General features: G+C 56.8%; 17 protein-coding genes and 1 tRNA gene. 9 read left to right on the plus strand and 9 right to left on the minus strand.

The annotated features are described in order from the left end of the window. The first annotated feature begins 8 nt into the window (after window positions 1-8). The 4 genes from scpB (at window position 9) to der (ending at window position 3,944) form a co-directional block, all read left to right on the plus strand. Entirely contained in the window at window positions 9-623 is a 615-nt protein-coding gene (gene scpB / locus QP999_RS08100) for an SMC-Scp complex subunit ScpB (RefSeq protein WP_070532540.1), read from the plus strand. Between the two features lie 87 nt (window positions 624-710). Continuing rightward, window positions 711-1,628, plus strand: a complete 918-nt coding sequence (locus tag QP999_RS08105; protein ID WP_284848046.1) for a pseudouridine synthase — start codon at window positions 711-713, stop codon at window positions 1,626-1,628. Further along, the gene (cmk, locus tag QP999_RS08110) at window positions 1,628-2,329 is read left to right on the plus strand and encodes a (d)CMP kinase (RefSeq protein WP_284848047.1); all 702 of its coding nucleotides are present in this window, start codon (window positions 1,628-1,630) and stop codon (window positions 2,327-2,329) included. Before QP999_RS08105 ends, cmk begins: the two co-directional genes overlap by 1 nt. Window position 2,330: 1 nt before the next feature. Further along, window positions 2,331-3,944: a ribosome biogenesis GTPase Der gene (gene der, locus QP999_RS08115; RefSeq protein WP_284848048.1), complete on the plus strand. Its 1,614-nt coding sequence runs from the start codon at window positions 2,331-2,333 to the stop codon at window positions 3,942-3,944. Between the two features lie 38 nt (window positions 3,945-3,982). Here the strand turns inward: der and QP999_RS08120 are convergent, their stop codons facing one another. The 6 genes from QP999_RS08120 to QP999_RS08145 form a co-directional block, all read right to left on the minus strand. After that, window positions 3,983-4,591 (minus strand): response regulator transcription factor, encoded by a 609-nt coding sequence (locus QP999_RS08120; RefSeq protein ID WP_070562624.1) that lies wholly within the window; start codon window positions 4,589-4,591, stop codon window positions 3,983-3,985. A 2-nt stretch (window positions 4,592-4,593) separates the two neighbouring features. Then, complete coding sequence (locus QP999_RS08125; protein WP_246819440.1) at window positions 4,594-5,289, minus strand: sensor histidine kinase; 696 nt, start codon at window positions 5,287-5,289, stop codon at window positions 4,594-4,596. Window positions 5,290-5,696: 407 nt separating this feature from the next. After that, the gene (locus QP999_RS08130) at window positions 5,697-6,494 is read right to left on the minus strand and encodes an ABC-2 transporter permease (RefSeq protein ID WP_070562617.1); all 798 of its coding nucleotides are present in this window, start codon (window positions 6,492-6,494) and stop codon (window positions 5,697-5,699) included. Window positions 6,495-6,505: 11 nt separating this feature from the next. Continuing rightward, a complete protein-coding gene (locus tag QP999_RS08135) occupies window positions 6,506-7,444 on the minus strand; it encodes an ABC transporter ATP-binding protein (RefSeq protein WP_284848049.1) in 939 nt (312 codons plus the stop codon). A gap of 88 nt (window positions 7,445-7,532) precedes the next feature. Beyond that, complete coding sequence (locus tag QP999_RS08140) at window positions 7,533-8,375, minus strand: class I SAM-dependent methyltransferase (protein WP_284848050.1); 843 nt, start codon at window positions 8,373-8,375, stop codon at window positions 7,533-7,535. A gap of 13 nt (window positions 8,376-8,388) precedes the next feature. Then, entirely contained in the window at window positions 8,389-8,592 is a 204-nt protein-coding gene (locus QP999_RS08145) for a hypothetical protein (RefSeq protein WP_232748500.1), read from the minus strand. Window positions 8,593-8,686: 94 nt separating this feature from the next. Between QP999_RS08145 and QP999_RS08150 the strand changes: the two genes are divergently transcribed. Then, the gene (locus QP999_RS08150; protein ID WP_227486307.1) at window positions 8,687-9,469 is read left to right on the plus strand and encodes a CE1 family esterase; all 783 of its coding nucleotides are present in this window, start codon (window positions 8,687-8,689) and stop codon (window positions 9,467-9,469) included. A gap of 18 nt (window positions 9,470-9,487) precedes the next feature. On the opposite strand, the gene QP999_RS08155 is transcribed toward QP999_RS08150, so the two are convergent. Next, on the minus strand, window positions 9,488-10,786 hold the full coding sequence (locus QP999_RS08155; RefSeq protein WP_083299174.1) for a site-specific DNA-methyltransferase: 1,299 nt from the start codon (window positions 10,784-10,786) through the stop codon (window positions 9,488-9,490). Window positions 10,787-11,258: 472 nt separating this feature from the next. Here QP999_RS08155 and QP999_RS08160 point away from each other — a divergent pair, with 472 nt between their 5' ends. From QP999_RS08160 to QP999_RS08175, 4 genes are all read left to right on the plus strand, one after another. Continuing rightward, window positions 11,259-11,438 (plus strand): antitoxin, encoded by a 180-nt coding sequence (locus QP999_RS08160; protein WP_070524820.1) that lies wholly within the window; start codon window positions 11,259-11,261, stop codon window positions 11,436-11,438. A 278-nt stretch (window positions 11,439-11,716) separates the two neighbouring features. Next, window positions 11,717-13,126, plus strand: a complete 1,410-nt coding sequence (locus QP999_RS08165; protein ID WP_284848051.1) for a TetR/AcrR family transcriptional regulator — start codon at window positions 11,717-11,719, stop codon at window positions 13,124-13,126. A 416-nt stretch (window positions 13,127-13,542) separates the two neighbouring features. Then, complete coding sequence (locus tag QP999_RS08170) at window positions 13,543-15,072, plus strand: prolipoprotein diacylglyceryl transferase (RefSeq protein WP_284848052.1); 1,530 nt, start codon at window positions 13,543-13,545, stop codon at window positions 15,070-15,072. A gap of 428 nt (window positions 15,073-15,500) precedes the next feature. Then, the gene (locus QP999_RS08175) at window positions 15,501-16,574 is read left to right on the plus strand and encodes a hypothetical protein (RefSeq protein WP_284848053.1); all 1,074 of its coding nucleotides are present in this window, start codon (window positions 15,501-15,503) and stop codon (window positions 16,572-16,574) included. A gap of 78 nt (window positions 16,575-16,652) precedes the next feature. Here the strand turns inward: QP999_RS08175 and QP999_RS08180 are convergent. Next, a tRNA-Pro gene (locus QP999_RS08180) sits at window positions 16,653-16,726 on the minus strand. A gap of 87 nt (window positions 16,727-16,813) precedes the next feature. Next, window positions 16,814-17,212: a YchJ family protein gene (locus QP999_RS08185; protein WP_284848054.1), complete on the minus strand. Its 399-nt coding sequence runs from the start codon at window positions 17,210-17,212 to the stop codon at window positions 16,814-16,816. Window positions 17,213-17,214 lie beyond the last annotated feature (2 nt).

Raw genomic sequence — 17,214 nt, forward strand, 5'->3', positions numbered from 1 at the left:
ACCGAGTCATGGACGATACGTCACCCTTGGCCCCCAGCGACCTCGCAGCCCCGAGCGGACAGGGAGCTTTGCCTCTTATTTCACAGTTGCGCTCACGCCTGGAGTCCATCCTCCTCGTTATTGATTCCCCAGCCAGCGTGGAGGAGCTGGCCCGTGTACTGGATGCGGAGGTCACCGTCGTCAGCGATACTTTGCGTGCACTAGAGCGCGAGCTGAGCGAGCGCGGTTCTGGCATCGATCTGCGGGAGACGCCGGAGGGCTGGCGCTTCTATACGCGTAAAGAGAACGCAGATGCCGTCGAGCAGTTTGTTCTCGATGGCACCCAGACCAAGCTTTCCCGCGCGGCATTGGAGACCTTGGCAGTTATCGCATACCGCCAACCGGTCACCCGAGCCCAAGTCGCTGGCGTACGCGGCGTCAACGTCGACGGAGTAGTTCGTACGCTCATGCTGCGGGGACTCATCCGTGAGATAGAGAGCCCAGAGCCCTCAGCTGGCAACGCACATCACTATGAGACTACTGAGCTTTTCCTAGAGCTACTCGGCATTGATTCCCTTGAGCGCCTCCCGGATCTCGCTCCGCTGCTGCCAGACATCGAGCAGATCGACGAGGACTACTCATAAAGGCGCTGTCTGCGGTAGGATTGCGGCCGGACATCGGCGCGTTTCCGCGCGCCGCAAATTGAAGAACTATTGAGAGGACACATTCCCGTGACTCCACCCGCTCGCCGCGATGGCACACCGGAAAAGAAAAAGCGTGACAGCGACATGATCGTGTCGAACGCTAAGCCGGCCCGCCATCAGCATGTAAAGAAGAAGGCCACCGCAGAATCTATCTCCCGAGACTTGGGCGCGGACTGGCTGGTAGACGGTAAAAATAAGAAGGGCTCCCAGAACCAAGGCGAGCGTCTGCAAAAGGTCTTGGCCAAGGCCGGCGTTGCTTCGCGCCGCCATGCAGAGATCCTCATCGATGAGGGCCGCGTTGAGGTCAATGGCCAGGTCATCATCAAGCAGGGCACTCGTGTTAACCCCAACACGGACGTGATTCGCGTCGATGGCACACGCATCAACGTCAACGAGGAGACCCAATACTTCGTGCTCAACAAACCGCGCGGTATGCAGTCCACGATGTCGGATGACATGGGCCGTCCTTGCGTGGGAGATGTGGTGGCTGATCGCGTGGTAGCAGGCCAGCGCTTGTTCCACGTCGGACGCCTCGATGCGGATACCGAGGGGCTTCTCTTGTTGACTAACGACGGCGAACTTGCCAACCGTCTCATGCATCCCAAATATGAGGTGACCAAAACATACCTCGCGACTGTCCTTGGCGAAGCAGATAAGAAGCTCGTTCGTCAGCTGCGCGAAGGCATCGAATTGGACGATGGCCTTGCGCAGGCGGACTATGTGCAGATCGTGGACAAGAACCAGGGTTATTCGCTGGTGCGCGTCGAGCTGCACGAAGGCCGGAAGCACATCGTGCGCCGCATGCTTAAGGAAGCCGGGTATCCGGTCCAGCGTCTCGTGCGCACCAAACTCCACACGGTGCAGTTGGGTGATATGAAGCCCGGCTCCTTGCGTGCACTGAACTCCAACGAACTGACCAGCCTGTACAAGGCGGTGGGGATGTAATGATTTCAAATATGCCCAATCAAGGCCTCATTCTGGCTGTTGACGGTCCCTCCGGAACCGGTAAGTCCACGACGTGCCGAGCACTGGCCAAGAAACTTGACGCCAAGTACGTCGATACCGGTGCAATGTACCGCGTGGCAACGCTTGCTGTGCTGCGCGCGGGTGTGGACCCAGCGGATACTGAGGCGGTGATTTCCACGACTGCTGACCTGCCTCTCGAGGTGTCTGATGATCCAGATTCCACCATGGTCATCTTTGATGGCGAGGACGTCTCCCGCGTCATCCGAGAAGATGAGGTCACCCGCAATGTCTCGGCAGTTTCCGCCATTCCGGAAGTACGCCAAAACCTCGTTGAACTGCAACGTAAGCTTGCCGCCCAAGCTCACCGCGCAATTGTTGAAGGGCGCGATATCGGCACGGTTGTTCTTGCCGACGCCCCCGCGAAGGCTTTCATGACGGCTAGCGCCGAGGTCCGAGCACAGCGCCGTCACGACCAAAACCTAGCTGCCGGCATTGACTCGGATTTTAACTCCGTGCTTGCCGCCGTCGAACGGCGCGACGCCGCCGACTCTTCCCGCGCTACATCGCCGCTGCGCCCGGCGGAGGACGCGGTACTCGTTGATACGTCCGAGATGACCCGAGATGAGGTCCTTGACGCTCTCATCGCCGTCGTCAAAGAATCGGCTGCACAGGAGGCCTGACATGACTAATGAACCGCAGAATCCGGATGTAGATCCGGCGCAGCAGCCGGAAGACTTTGAGACGGAATTTCACTATCCGGCCGGAAAACTTGAAGAAGAGGTCGTACGCGATCCGCACGGCGGCTGGGCTCCGAAGGATTTCGACTCTGAAGACTTTGACTATGAATTCGACGAGTCTGAATTCAGCGAGGCCGATTTTGGTGAGGATGAGACCGATTTCGACGATGAGGCTCCGCTGAGCGAGGAAGAATGGGAAGCCCTATCCCACGCCTTTGGTGTCGGTGAGGGCCATACGGAGGAAAACTTGTGCACGGTGGCCGTAGTGGGCCGCCCGAACGTGGGCAAGTCTTCTCTGGTGAATCGCTTCCTTGGGCGCCGTGAAGCTGTTGTAGAGGACCACCCGGGCGTGACCCGTGACCGCGTGTCCTATGTAGCGGAATGGAATGGCCAGCGCTTCTTTGTTCAGGACACCGGAGGTTGGGACCCGAACGTCAAGGGAATCCATGCTGCTATCGCCCGCCAGGCAGAGCAGGCGATGGAAACTGCCGACGTCATCGTATTCGTGGTGGACACCAAGGTGGGCATCACTGAGACCGATGCGGTTATGGCCCGCAAATTGCAGCGCTCCGAGGTCCCAGTCATCCTGGTATCCAACAAGTTTGATTCGGAAACCATGTATGCAGACATGGCCGAGTTCTACGCGCTTGGTTTGGGTGATCCGTGGCCAGTATCCGCTCAGCATGGTCGGGGCGGTGCCGACGTCCTCGATGAGATCCTCCGTTTGTTCCCTGCGGAACCGCGTCATTCCTCGATTACCTCCGGTCCTCGCCGCGTGGCGTTGGTGGGCAAGCCGAACGTGGGCAAGTCCTCCTTGCTGAACAAGCTGACGGCGGAGGAGCGCTCGGTGGTAGACAATGCTGCAGGCACCACGGTCGACCCAGTTGATTCCCTGGTGCAGCTGGACCAGCGTTTGTGGAAGTTCATTGATACCGCAGGTCTGCGCAAGAAGGTTAAAAACGCGCAGGGCCACGAGTACTACGCCTCCTTGCGCACGCGCGGCGTGATTGATGCGGCCGAGGTGTGCGTCATGCTTATCGACGCTTCCCAAGAAGTCTCGGAGCAAGACCAACGCGTCCTCAACATGATTCTTGAGGCCGGAAAGGCCTTGGTTATTGCCTTTAACAAGTGGGATCTTGTGGATGAGGATCGTCGCTACTACCTAGAGCGCGAAATTGATGAGAACCTGCGGCATCTGCCGTGGGTGACCCGCGTGAATATCTCTGCTGAGACCGGGCGCGCCTTGCAAAAGCTTGAGCCTGCCATGATCGAGGCCCTAGAAAGCTGGGATCAGCGCGTGTCCACCGGTCAGCTCAACAATTGGATGCGTGACGCAATTGCCGCGAACCCACCGCCGATGAATAATAACCGCCTGCCGCGAGTGCTCTTTGCCACTGAGGCGTCGACGCAACCACCGACCATCGTGCTGTTTACAACCGGCTTTTTGGACGCTGGCTATCGTCGCTACCTAGAGCGTAAATTCCGTGAGCGTTTCGGTTTCCACGGCTCGCCCGTGCGCATCGCGGTGCGCGTGCGCGAGCGCCGTCAACGCCGATAGCTCCGCTAGCGGGCTGAAGGCGGGACCACGGAGAGGCCTCAAATCCACCCGTTTGCTTCGGCTCGCCGTGCAGCCTCGAAGCGATTTCCAGCCCGCGTCTTCGCCATGATGGCGGAGACGTGGTTGCGCACGGTCCCGCCGCTGAGGTGAAGTTGCGCAGCGATATCAGCGGAGCCGAGTCCACGGACTAACAGGCGGCATACCTCGATTTCTCGTTCGCTCAGTGGGTTGTCGGGGGCGAAGAGAATGTCCTGAGCAAGCTGCGGATCGATAACGCGCAAACCCGAATGGACACGGCGGATGGCATCAGCGAGTTCATCGGGAGGGGTGTCTTTGACGAGAAAGCCATCTATACCTGCTTCGAGAGCGCGTTTGACGTAACCGGACCGTCCAAATGTGGTGACGATAAGGCTCCGGCAGTCAGTGCCGGCGATACTCTTGGCAGCATCGATGCCGTTCATGCCAGGCATCTCAATATCGAGTAAAGCCACGTCAACGCTGTGCTTGGCGACGAGCTCCGCGACCTCTGTCCCAGAGCCACAGCCTGCAACGACTTCAATGTCCGGCTCGGTATTAAGGAGCGCGGTCAGCGCGCCGCGAACTAGAGACTGGTCCTCGGCAATGAGCACCCGGATGGCGTTCGTCAAAGCTACTTAACCTCCTGCGTATCAGGGCCTTTGAGCGTCACGCGGACTGTGGTCAAACCGCCGGCGCGCTCGATTGTGACCTCACCGCCGGCGGCTTCTGCCCGGCGGCGAAGACCTGCGAGGCCCGTGAGACCGGAGGCAAGTGCACGCGAAGCGTCTTCTGTGAAGCCGCAGCCGTTGTCCGTAACCTTGAGGGAGTTCTCCGTGAGTAGTACCCAGCATTCAGTAGCTCCAGAATGCCGCACGACGTTGGTGCTAAGCTCCCGCAACGCCCAGGAGAACAGATCTTCATGAGACTGGGGGCGCGTGAGGGTATCCGGAAGGTGAGTTTGTATTCCGGCGGTTTCGAGGATCCGGCGCGCGGCGTGGATCTCGCCGGCAAAGGTAGGGTTCTTCATGCGGGTAACAGTCGAGCGGACTTCGGCGAGTGACATCCTTGACAGGGCGCTAATCTCCTCGAGCTCGGCAGCTGCCTTGGCGGGGTCGTGTTCGATTAGCCGACGGGCTACTTCGGATTTGAGGTTGATAGCAGTAAGCGAGTGGCCGAGAAGGTCATGGATATCAGAGGCAATATCCTCGCGTTGATGCGCCAGATCTAAATCATGGCGAAGAGCTATCTCAGTGTCCTCTCTCTGGGACAATGCTCCGAGGACCAAGATGAGAAGCGGCCAGCCGAAGAGGATGATCGCAAGGTCCATAAAGCGAGGATTCTCGTAAATCCATGCGGGGATACCAGCAAGTATGCCGGTGAGCATAATAACCGTCGCGGCAGTCCTGAACGGTTGTGTATAGGCTACGAGCGCTCCGAGATATGGGACGAAGGCGACAGCCCAGGCACCATATCCCGGAATAGATGCTAGGGCGAGTAGCGCGAGGATAACCCACCGAAGGGTTACGCGTTGACCCAAGGTCCAGCCGCGCGGAAAGAAGTCGACAGAACCAAAGGAGAGAAAGTAGGCCACACAGAAAAACACAGTGATGGCCACAGCCCAGGTCCGCTGAGCAGGCGTATAAGTGGGAAGGAACAAAACTTGGAGAAGGACAAGCAGGAGAAAGATCAACCAAATAGCTGCGAAAGCGGCATTGCGAACCTTGAAGCTACTCATCATGCTCGGTTCTTGTCGCGCTTGTGAAGAATCAGACACAACCCGACGAAAACCATTGTCCATACAGCGATATTAACCCATGCGTACCATAGCGGGTCTTCAATAAAGAGCTGCTCGCTATTGATCATTTGGGCGCCTTCAGACAAAGGCCCACGAGAAAGAGCCTGTGCGCCGTACATCGGAGTGAATCGTCCGACCGCGAGTAGCGATTCCTTTAGCGGCATGAAGACATTTCCGGCGAAGGCGAGAATGACGATAGTGGATGTTGTGATAGAGACGGTGTTTTCTGAGGGAAAGAGCATGGCACAGGCCATGCCGTAGAAGCCGAAGGGGATAGCGCAGGCGACGGTAGCAAGAAATGCTAATGCCCACTGGGTCGGTTGCATGCTTGCTGCGGTGAGTGCACCGGTAATGAAGACAGCGGCGATCGGTAAGATTGCGCGGACCGCGATATTGAGGAAATTGGAAATCCCTAGCTGGGAAGAGCGTAGGGGAGTGAGTGCCAATTGTCGGCCCCATCCTGCACGGTTTTCTGCAACCATGGAGCCGGCGGCGCCAACAGCACCTGTAGCACCGGCATAGAGAGCCATGCCGATCATCACCATGGCAGCAACATTTCCGCCGTTAAACTCGACTTGGCCGTATTCTTGCATGGCGCCGAAGAGAATATAGAAGATGATTGGAAGACCAACGCTGAAAAAGAGCGTGGGCAGGTCGCGACGTAGCCGCTTTAGGTCGTGGGCAGCGTAGTTCAGGGTGGTGCGAAGAGTGGGGTGCGCAGCGGTGTGGGGGCTCATGTGAAATCTCCTTATCGCGTGGTGTTACTGGATGTAGCGTTGTAGAGCTCGAGGAAGGAATCCTCCAAGCTGTGTCCTGTGATAGTGATGTCGCGAGCAGTGGTTTCGTTAAGCAGGTAGCGTGCCACCGCATCAGAGTCTCGAGCAGTGATGACCAGCCCCGTGTCTGTTTGCTCTTGGTGGATAACTCCGGGAAGTAGGTTGGCCGTAAGCGCATGTGGGACCTCGCAGGGAAAGGCGGCCCGGATGACACGGGTGGAGTTGGAGTTGCGGATCTCTTCTGTCGAGCCATCGGCTTGAATGTGGCCCTTGTTGAGCATGATGATGCGCTGGGCAAAGGTCTCGGCTTCTTCAAGGTAATGGGTGGTGAGCACGATGGTTCGGCCGGCATCTGCCTCTTCGCGCATAGTTTCCCAGAAGTGATGTCGGGCACCGGCGTCCATGCCAGTAGTTGGCTCGTCGAGAAGCAGCACTTCCGGATCTCCTAAGAGGGCCAGTCCGAAGCGGAGGCGTTGTTGCTCACCACCGGAGCATTTGCTCACGCGGCGCGACAGGATATCTCCTAGATTTGCGCGCTCGATGATGTCGTCAAACGCACGGTGAGATGGGAAGGCCGCGCCGAGGAGCTCGAGGGTTTCCTTGACGGTGATGTTAGGAAGAAGCCCGCCGGATTGCATGACGGCTCCTATGCGTCCGCTTTTAATAGCGGTCTGTGGGCTTTCTGCGAGCACCTGGATAGTGCCGGAAGTCGGTGTTGTCAGGCCCAGGATGAGATCAATAAGCGTCGTTTTCCCGGCGCCGTTAGTTCCCAGTAGGCCAACGATCTCGCCCCGATGAATGGAAAGGGAGACGTCGTGAAGCGCTTGTACTGGATTGGGCGAGGCCGCATTAAAAACCTTGCTGACGCCATTGACGTCAATGACTGGTAAGAGAGTGCGTGTTGTGCTCATATCTTCACGCTATGGTGGGCAGATATGTGCAGCGTAGACGTGGTGTCACCAATTAGACGTGACAGTTGTCATGGTTGGGGCGGGCTGGCTACTCGCCAGCGCGGGCCAATAAGAACGCATCCGTCCGATAAGGAATGCGAAGGACTTGGCCGGGGCGAAAGCCCATGTGTTCGTAGAGGTACCAGTTGAGGTTATGTGTCATGCGTTCATGGATCTTTTGGCCATTGCGAAGCCAATATGAGCGAGTATGCATGAGAGCATGAAGGCCTTCGGGGCTCAGCTCGTGTTCCCACGTCAAGCGGAGCTCTTGGCGAAGCGTCCATGGTTCACAAAAAGCGGGATAGAAACCGGGACGGTGGACATCTCCGGAATGCATGATGCGGGAAAGACGCAGGACCCACGGGTCCGCATTGACGTCCAGAGTGTTCCACACCAAGAGGACTTTTCCGTTGGGGCGGAGAACCCGGTCAAATTCTGCACAGGCTCGTTGGACGTCAACCCAATGCCAGGTCTGCGCGCAGGTGAGGGCGTCGAGGGAGGCGTCTGCAAGCGCAGTGTTCTCGGCAGTTGCACGCCAGCACGGCACCCCGAGGCGGTTTAGGACTCGGGTCATGTCAGGGGATGGATCGCTGGCGTAGACAACGGGGTTGCTTAGTGATTCAGTGAGCTTTCCGGTGCCTGCGCCAACATCGAGGACAGTCCGCGCGGAGGCAATGAGCCGTGATACCTCCTGCGGATAGCCAGGACGCACGTCATGATAGGCGTCAGCACCGTGGCTGAATGATTGGGCAGAACGAAGACGCTGCTGAGCTGTGCTGAAGCTCGGTGCCTCTTTCCCCGAAGCCGGGCGATAGCTGGGGTAATGCTCGGGGACCGGGAAAGGGGATGAGACGCTGGGGGAATCAGTTGATTCGGAAGGAGTTGGGCTCATGATGCTCCTAAATCTACCGTGGTGCTGCAGGTTCGTGGATGTCGGTGGGATGTTTTAAGGTGGACGAGGATATTTTCCCGAGGGCGAGCGTGGCGAGGCAAATGATGAGTGAAGATTCCGCAGCATGGCTGCGGTGTTCGCGCACGCTGGCTGGGATCATGTCAACCGCAGCTTGCGTCATGGCGCTGGTCTCGTGCAGCTCGCCTGAAGAAGACACGACTACTTCTCCATCAACAGCAGAGTGGACAAGTGACCTCGGTTTCCCCGTCGCCCCTATGCTCGTTGGCCCCGACCCCGGGCACACGAAAAAAATGAAGTTGGCCTCTGGACGTAGTTTTCTCCTCCACGTGCCCGAAAACTACACTGCAGATCGATCCTGGCCGGTCCTGTTGTCCTTCCACGGTTATACAGATTCTCCGGAAAACATGGAGCAATACAGCCAGTTTGATGCGGCTGACGCCATAGTCGCCTACCCTGCAGGGGAAAATGCGGCGTGGGCTCCGGCGCCTTATGCTGCTACCAGCGCGGAAGAAGACCTAGAATTCGTGCGAGCAATCGTGGACAGCCTGCGCGCTACCTATGAGGTAGACGATAACGCTATCTTCGCTGCGGGCCTGTCCAATGGAGGAGGATTCGCGGCATTCTTAGCCTGCCGTATGCCGGGGACGTTTCGCTCGGTAGCTACTGTATCGGCGGCTTATTACGAAGGCATCCATACGGATTGCTCAGACAAGCCTGTTGGCCGTTTGGATATTCACGGTACAAAAGACCCCGTTGTCAACTATGAGGGCGGCGTGCGGCACGAGACTGCTTATGCTTCGGTCGCAGAAGTGCTCGGGCAGCATCAGCGTCGTAACAAGTGTCGTGGCGACGTCGAGTCCGTACGTCTCACAAACGGTGCCACCAGAGAGACATGGACTGCCTGCCAAGCACCGCTGCAGCACATTCGCATCGAAGGCGGATCCCACGTTTGGCCTGGTGGAAACAACGCTACGAAAACTGAGGTGGGTAAAGGTTTTGCCACCGACGCGGTACTAGACTTCTTCGGTATCCCCGGCCGGCCTGCAGACACCGAGGAACACGGAGTGGCCTAGGATTGATTCCTTCGTGGACTACTCGCTGAGCGTGTAGTGATTAAAGGGGATGCCGAGGGAGCGAACCCGCGCTAAGCAGATGTCTGCCACCGTTTCATACCCAGCTTGGTGCGCGGCACTGGTGGTTTCCGTGGGGGCCGGAATCTGTACGAGGTGAAAGGAGCGCTGGCCGCCATCCTCGCGATTGAGCTCGACGACGGCCTGCGCGGTGGTGCCAGAGCCAGCAAAAAAGTCGAGGACTACCGCGTTGGGGCCGCCGGCGATTGCGATGAGGTGCTTGATAAGCCGCACTGGTTTGGGAAAATCGAATACGCCTTTAACACCGAGTGCCTCTTCAGCGTCACGACGGCCTGTACGGGTTACACCGAATCGTTCCCCGTCCAGTATGGAGCGTGGGCGCGCACCCTTCTTTTCATAGTTCTTGGTATAGACAAAGCCGCGTCTGAAAACCAGGTCGTCATAGTGCTTATCAACTTTGTCCCGCCCCCAACGCCAGCGCGCGACCTTCGACTTCCCGTCGGGTTGATGAGGCCAGTATTTATCACCATTCGGACCGACGATGGGAAAGTCGAGGCTTGGTAGATAACCCAAGGTCTTGGAATCTAGGCGAACGAGGGAATAGTTACCCTTCTCATCGCGATGGTTGTAGCGGGTCGATGTCTGCGCCCCTAGATCAACATTGAACCCGGAGTTTTCCGGAGATTTGGCGTAGCAAAGGACATATTCGTGCTCTTGGACGGCATATCTTGAATCATTCTTTCCAGTACCGCCTTTTTTCCAAATGAGCTGGCTTGCAAAGCAATCCTCGCCGAAAACCTCGTTGAGGAGGAGGCGTACATGGGCACACTCTGATTCGCCGATCGAAACCACGATGAATCCTGTGTCTGCGAGTACTTCACGCGCAAGGATCAGTCGTGGAAGCATCATAGAAAGCCATTCGGCATGCCATTGACCAAAGTGCTCTGAGCGCATTTCTCGCCGTTGGCGGAAGTTGTCGCGATAAACAAAATCCTTGCCGGTGTTATACGGCGGGTCGATATAGATGACGTCGGCTTTCATACCGCGGGCAACAAAGCTCTTGAGCGCGGATAGATTATCGGCCACGGTGACTGAATTGGTGGTGGAATCCGAGCCGCTTATCAACGTGTGCCTCCCCGCAGCTTGAGAGGCAGCAAGCGCAGCGGCAGCATTCTTTCCCGGCCACACTAAGCCAAAGGCTGAGTCATCGCTTGTGGGTATTTCTAACCCACGAGAGGGCGTCGAAGAATCAGGTTGTGTAGCGGGTCGGGGAGTTGGCTCAGAATGAGGGGAAGGCATTGTGGGCAGGTTTGTACTTTGGCGATTGATCTACGGACGAGGGCATGTGCGTTAATTATTGCGCAAAGAACTGAGCGCGGAGCGCAGCCAAAGAAGTGTGTCCTAGAGTGCACAGCAATGCCAACGAAGGCGCGCCTGCTTTTAGCAAGTTGTTGAACGAAAAGGGGTAGGTGGAGGGGGTAAACGGATGCGCCGACCCTGAGAATTCTTAGAGTGCTGCTTTGTGTGGGAACGGTACGTCTCATAACTAGGGTGATTAATAACTCGTGTGGCGAAGACTCTGGTGCGTCGGTACGGTGGAGTCTCGTGATGGCTCGCAACGTGAATGCCGCGGTCGATAGTGCACTTGTTCGTAGTGTGCGGAGCCGATCGATGGGGTTCACGCCTACTGATCGGTTGTAGCCGCAGGCGTATTGACACGTTGGTAGCTAGCACGGTTAGAAACAGTAAAAGCAACGAAAGGATTGTAGGAATGGGTATTTTTGACAAGGCAAAGGACGCGCTGAACTCCGATAAGGGCGAGCAGGTTTCGGACAGCGCACTGGACAAGGGTGCTGATCTTGCTAAGGGTAAGCTCGGCGAAGATAAGGCCGATAAGATTGACTCTGCTCGCGACCAGCTCGATGATCGTATCGGTAACGAGGGCGCTTAAGTCCTAAAAATTGAGGGCGGAAGCAGTGTGCCTAGCACCCTGACGTTGCAGGAATAAGAGCCCACTGCCTCTGAAATGCCACGCTAGGCGCGCTCTATAAGTCCTGTCCACGATGTGGGCAGGACTGTATAAGTTTTGTAGCAATGTATATGTTGGCTTTGGCTGGGACATAATATGGGCGAGTTGATAGAGAAAAGGAATCTGAGAGAAACCTTTAAATCCTCCTATGTTGTGTTTATGAATATAAAATCGGTCATTTCCTAGGTAGGCTGAACACTGTGAATACTTCAGTAGGTGTGGAACAAAGTAGCCAGCCCTTTAAGCAGCTTCTGATTGAGCAAGCTGGCCGGGTCATTGCTAAGGCGGGCATCGATGAAGTGCGCCTTCGGGAGGTTGCTGACCAGGTTGATGTGCCTCTTGCGGAAGCTCAGGCACTTTTTGCTTCCGAAGCGGAACTCGTCGAGGCAACTAAGCACTCTCTCAATGATGCACTGACGTCAACTATTGATGTGCACCTACAAGGGTTGCCCGAAAATGCGACCGCGGTAGATAAGCTTCGTGCTACCGCGCTGTCCTACTTTTCTTTTGCGGTCGAGGACCCATCCTCTTTTGCGGCTTTTACTGCTGTCTACGCTTCTCCCCGCACGGGATTGACGGCTGAGGACTTTGCTAGCCGTGATGGAGAGGCTGACACCTGCCCCATTATGCGTATTCTTTTTGACCTGACTAAAGACGCTATTAAAGAATCTGGCGGCACGGAGCTCGATGCCTATGGGACGCTGCTCTCTGCTCTGTCGATATTCTCCCACCTACACGGCGTTACACAGCTTGCAGCCGAAGGGATTCTGCGCTACCTCTCGCCAGTGGCGAAAAAGCAAACCTTTAGTGCTGTCATGGATACGCTGAGCGTTGGTCTTTATCCCTTCTTTAGGGGCGAGCGTATCAAGCGCGCCGAACCTTGCGGCCTGGCAGGGGAGCAGCCTGAAACACTCCTAATCAGTGCAGAAGACTTTCCACGAAGCACAGAGGATGAGCAGCGAACAGCTCTGCTCCGAGGTGCCGTGGAGGAGGCTCTCGACCACGGCGTGACTGGCTTGCATATCGGTGGCGCCGCAAAACGAGCAGGGCTTAGCGTCCAAGAGGCTGAACACCTTATTGAAAGCGACCAAGAGCTGGCAAGTTTCCTGGAGCGCTATTTGGACAAAATCAACTACGAGTTCATTTACCGTCAGGTAGCCGCGTTGCCGCAGGACGCTAGCGCAGTGTCGAAGATCAAAGCTACGGGCTATGGATATGTCTCACATGCTTTGCATGACCCGCAAGGACTTGAGGCGCTCATTAAGATCGCATCCGGCCCGATTGTGCCCATGTCATTCGAGGATGACTTCCTGCCAAACGCGAATAAAGCGGTCGAGCTTCAACGTGATTTCAGCGAGTTCGGCCGAGCCTTTGGGTTCATTATGTCTCTCGTACGCGAGGCTATCGATGAGGTGGACGGGCCGCGCACTCCATGGGTTCTTTTCATATTAGTGATTTCAGTGTGGGCTGGCGCCCACGGTCTTGCCATGCTGAGCACCAACGGGCCATTGCGTGGGTATAATTCCGATTTTATTTTTGAAATTCTGACTCAATATATGGATATCGAACTCGGTGGCATCATGCGAAGCCTCAATGGCATGGCAGGCTAGTTCAGTGAAATGAGCGTGCGGGATGCTCAACTGAGAGTGATTCGCATCATATTTCTCCCCACTTTCTTAGAGTGAAAGTGGGGATTCTTTTGTCAATATCTGAGGTTGGCTGCACCTTGTCGGGGTGGTGTGGATGTGGGCTTTGGCTGGGCGCATTCATTGCGTGAAGGGGGTAGAAATCGGTCTGAATCGACTAATGTTTACGGCGTGAACTGCAAAGATGTCGATGGCCGGTGTCTCTGAATGGGGGTAGCAAGTAGTTACTCAAGTGTAGAAAATATACTCTGCGGGTTGTATGGTGGCCACGTCCGAACCTTAATTGCAAGCCTTATAAGGCTAATCGGGTTTTCACTTCAGTTTAAGAAAGACTAACTATGCGCCCTACTCGCTCTCGCATTGTCGCCACTGTAGCGGCAGTGGCTACCTTTTCTTCCGTGATCGTCGCTCCTCAGGCAATTGCGGTAGAGGAACCGGCAGAATCTTCCTTCGTTCACGAGGAGAATGGCACTGGCACTCTTGATGTCAACGGCACTGCCTTCGACGAAGACGGCGACCTGGTTGACGAAGACAACGCTGGTGATAACGCGATTGAAGAGCTTGACCGTGACTCTCGCAACAACGACATCAGCTTTTATGACGCGGAAAACAGCAAACCGACGACGCTTGATGAGCTGAAGAGCACTGAAGCATCGACGGCTGACGCTTCGATCAAGGTCGTCGAGAAGGACGGCAAGCTGGTCTGTGAGATTTCTGATGCTCCTGGTAAGGAAGGCGAGATTCTTGAGCGCAAGCTCGACCTAGCTCGTGCATTCTATGATGGCGGCAACAAGCTGCTGCAGACCGTATGGGAAGTTATTCCTGTTGTCGGCGATCTCGTCCCGTCGGACTTCATCAAGAAGATTGGCGCAAGCTCGTGGGAGCGGATCACTGAAATGGTCCGTGAAGGCGAGAAAGACAAGGATGTCACGTGGGACCTCGCACGTGCGCAGGGCATGGCTATCGCAAAGATCGAGAACTCCGATGCTGATGTCGATTTGAAGAACCCGGATGCGGCGAAGAAGACCGTCTCTGGGCTCATCAAGTTTGCTGATGGTGCTTTCGGTACTGGAGTCGCTACCGTATTGAAGGTTTTTAATGCCGCCGTTACGATTGCTGGCCTTTTCCCGGGCGCTAGTGCCGCTAAGGACTTGAAGCTGAGCGATACTCAGCGCAAGGAAATTGAGTCCACCCTGTCTGGTATCTCGACCGCGGCTTCTGCGTTGGCCGAGGTTAACGCACCGGCTGGACAGAAGTGTGCGGACATGCTCAATGGCAAGCAGGTCAGCGACGAAGCGCCGGATTCCACCTCGACAACCGAGTCCTCTGAGCCTTCCGAGTCCGCCGAGCCTTCTGATTCCGAGAAGCCCTCCGAGTCCACTGAGCCTTCCGAGTCGAGTGAACCCTCCGCATCAGATGAGGCTTCTGAGTCCGCAGAGTCGACTGCGCCTGAATCTACTGAGTCCGAGGCGGCCGAACCTGAGGATCCGACGCAGGAATCCGAGCCTGCTTCCACTACCTCGGCCCCTGTAGATTCCGATGATGAGGATAATAGCGGTGAAGACGGGGAGCCTGGCCGCGAGGGCAAGGACGGCGCCGACGGCAAGGATGGCCGTGACGGTCGCGACGGCCGCGATGGGCGTGACGGCAAGGACGGCGCCGACGGCAAGGATGGTCGCGACGGCCGCGATGGGCGTGACGGCAAGGATGGCATCAACGGCCGCGATGGCGTCGACGGCAAAGATGGTAAAGATGGCGAAGACGCTGATATGTCCTCCGCTGTTGGTTACTCATTCCTTGGAGCGATTCTCGGTGGCGGTCTAATCGTTTCCATCTTCGGCGCTGTTGATTACCTCTACCTGCTGGGCTACCTGCCCAAGGAAGGCATTCCGTGGCGCGCTAACCGCTAAGACCAACTCGTAGTTCCAGCCTGAGCAGAGAAATCTCAGGCAGAGCACTACAGAACAGCCCCATTGCATCCGCAGTGGGGCTGTTTGCATGAGCGATTGAAGGGTAGGCAAGCGCAGTATTGGGTCAAAGCTCGCTGTTTATAGCAGCGTGAGTGCGCATTTCAGAGCTGCCCGTGATGGCGTTTACCCTCCCGTCGGGATGGCACAATGAACACAGCGGTGTTGACCAGATGGCTTCTCGCAATAAGCGCACCATTTCTGTGGCGGTTCTAGGAGCTGAGAAGGTCGTTAACACCGGACTATAGAGTGGCAAGTGTGACTGGAACAGTTCTTTAAGCACTAATTTCTCTTTCATGCGCCACGCCGTTCGCGGTGCCGCCGACCCATTGGAGGTGAAGTAGGTGGGCAAATCAGCTCAGCTCGCAACTATGAAGCACTCGCGGAGGCGGCCGCGCCGGTGGTGGGCAATCGGCGTAATCCTGCTCGTCGTCGTGATCATCGCCGGCAGCGTACACGTGGCGCGTAATACCGCAGGGATATCCGCGGGAGAGCTGGACCCGATTGATCGGTGCGCCTTAGAGGAGTACTCGGAATACGCCGCTGCCGTAGAGGATGCTCCAGATTCTGCGGCCTGGCTCAATGCGGCTGCGACCGAGCACCCCACGCTGCTAATCAGCAGGAAGACCCACTTTTCGTACCTGATCAACCCCTCCCAAGAAGTCTCTTCGCCCTTCGCTGCTCCTGTAGACATGGGCGATAACCCCGCCGGCCTCGAGGTCTATCGGTTGGACCGGATCTACCCGAGGCTGTGGCCGATTAAGATTGCCGGCGGCAACTTCAACACGGTGGGCGAGACCACGACGGTCCAGGGGAGCGATGTCTACTACCTCAAATTCGGCGAGGATCATTTCGACAAGCAATTCTCCTCAGAGCATTTCATTACCTTCTTCGCGCATGAGTCCTTCCACTTCTACGGTCAAGCTCGGTGGGCTTTGGACTCGCGTGTCTTCGGCGAGCTCTCCCCGCATGGGGTGGAGCTGCTCGACGAGAGAATGCGGCTGCTCGATTCAGTCCGCGACGCGGGTGCAGACCAAGCTCGGCTGAGAGAACTGGCCACAGAATTGCTCGCTCTGGAAAAGGAACGCCTAGCTGCAGATCCTGACTACGTCAGCCAAGAACACTGGATGGAAACCGTGGAAGGCACGGCTACCTACCTCGGGATAATGGCCTCACGTGTGGTGGGGTATGACTTTGGCCCCATGTACTTCGACAATACTAAGGAAGCGCGTTTTACGGACGTTGTTCCGTTCCTAGAGTCCGGGCAGATCGACAATGACTTTCTGCGCAATCGATTGCCATATGAGGCCGGCGCTCAGTTGTGTTTGCTGCTTGCAGCATTAGCGCCGAGCGGGGAATGGCAGGCCTTTCTCAATGAACAATCTCCGGATTCTCGCCGCACGCTTATCGACGCCCTGGGCCACGTCCTTAGCCAAGAGAAGTAGATCCGCTAAACAGCGCCGCCAATAAACTGGGCGAAAAAGAAAGGCTGGTCAGAAAAACTCTGACCAGCCTGGATGCTGTCGGACTAACAGGATTTGAACCTGCGACCCCTACACCCCCAGTGTAGTGCGCTACCAAACTGCGCCATAGTCCGCCGTCGCACCATTTGGTGCAACTGCTACAGATTACACCAGCGGTATTCGCTTCGACAAATCCCAGGTTGATGCGCGTTTTGAAGGCTCTAGAACTCGCCGGTGGAGTAGACCCACTGCCCGTCTTGTCTGCGGAAAGAGGAGCGTTCCCGCTGAGAGCCTTGTGCGGCGCCCTTATAGAAGGCCTCGAACTCAACGACGCCGGTATCGTCCAAGGGGCCGCCGGCGACGGTATCGATAATATCGAGGCGGTAAAAGCGGATGCCGTTATCTGCGAGGTTGAGGCGCTCAGGGCGGGTCTCTGGGGCCCAGGTCCGGAGCAAATAGTCCTCGTCGCCGGTGACGAAAGCACTGAACCGCGAGCGCATCAGCGCCTCGGCCGAGGGGGCGGGCGTGCCGGCGTGGTAGCGCGAGCAGCACTCGCCAAACGTCAAGCCGGATCCGCAGGGGCAGCGGGCAGCCGGATCAAGAGGGTTGAGAACAATCATGT

This window comes from Corynebacterium sp. MSK004 (assembly GCF_030232515.1).
Lineage (GTDB): Bacteria > Actinomycetota > Actinomycetes > Mycobacteriales > Mycobacteriaceae > Corynebacterium > Corynebacterium hesseae.

Bases quoted from the DNA above. Each gene is read 5' to 3' on its own strand.
- scpB (WP_070532540.1), top strand. From the start codon at position 9: ATGGACGATACGTCACCCTTGGCCCCCAGCGACCTCGCAGCCCCGAGC.
- cmk (WP_284848047.1), top strand. From the start codon at position 1,628: ATGATTTCAAATATGCCCAATCAAGGCCTCATTCTGGCTGTTGACGGT.
- der (WP_284848048.1), top strand. From the start codon at position 2,331: ATGACTAATGAACCGCAGAATCCGGATGTAGATCCGGCGCAGCAGCCG.
- QP999_RS08125 (WP_246819440.1), bottom strand. From the start codon at position 5,289: ATGGACCTTGCGATCATCCTCTTCGGCTGGCCGCTTCTCATCTTGGTC.
- QP999_RS08130 (WP_070562617.1), bottom strand. From the start codon at position 6,494: ATGAGCCCCCACACCGCTGCGCACCCCACTCTTCGCACCACCCTGAAC.
- QP999_RS08135 (WP_284848049.1), bottom strand. From the start codon at position 7,444: ATGAGCACAACACGCACTCTCTTACCAGTCATTGACGTCAATGGCGTC.
- QP999_RS08140 (WP_284848050.1), bottom strand. From the start codon at position 8,375: ATGAGCCCAACTCCTTCCGAATCAACTGATTCCCCCAGCGTCTCATCC.
- QP999_RS08150 (WP_227486307.1), top strand. From the start codon at position 8,687: ATGAAGTTGGCCTCTGGACGTAGTTTTCTCCTCCACGTGCCCGAAAAC.
- QP999_RS08155 (WP_083299174.1), bottom strand. From the start codon at position 10,786: ATGCCTTCCCCTCATTCTGAGCCAACTCCCCGACCCGCTACACAACCT.
- QP999_RS08160 (WP_070524820.1), top strand. From the start codon at position 11,259: ATGGGTATTTTTGACAAGGCAAAGGACGCGCTGAACTCCGATAAGGGC.
- QP999_RS08175 (WP_284848053.1), top strand. From the start codon at position 15,501: ATGAAGCACTCGCGGAGGCGGCCGCGCCGGTGGTGGGCAATCGGCGTA.
- QP999_RS08185 (WP_284848054.1), bottom strand. From the start codon at position 17,212: ATGATTGTTCTCAACCCTCTTGATCCGGCTGCCCGCTGCCCCTGCGGA.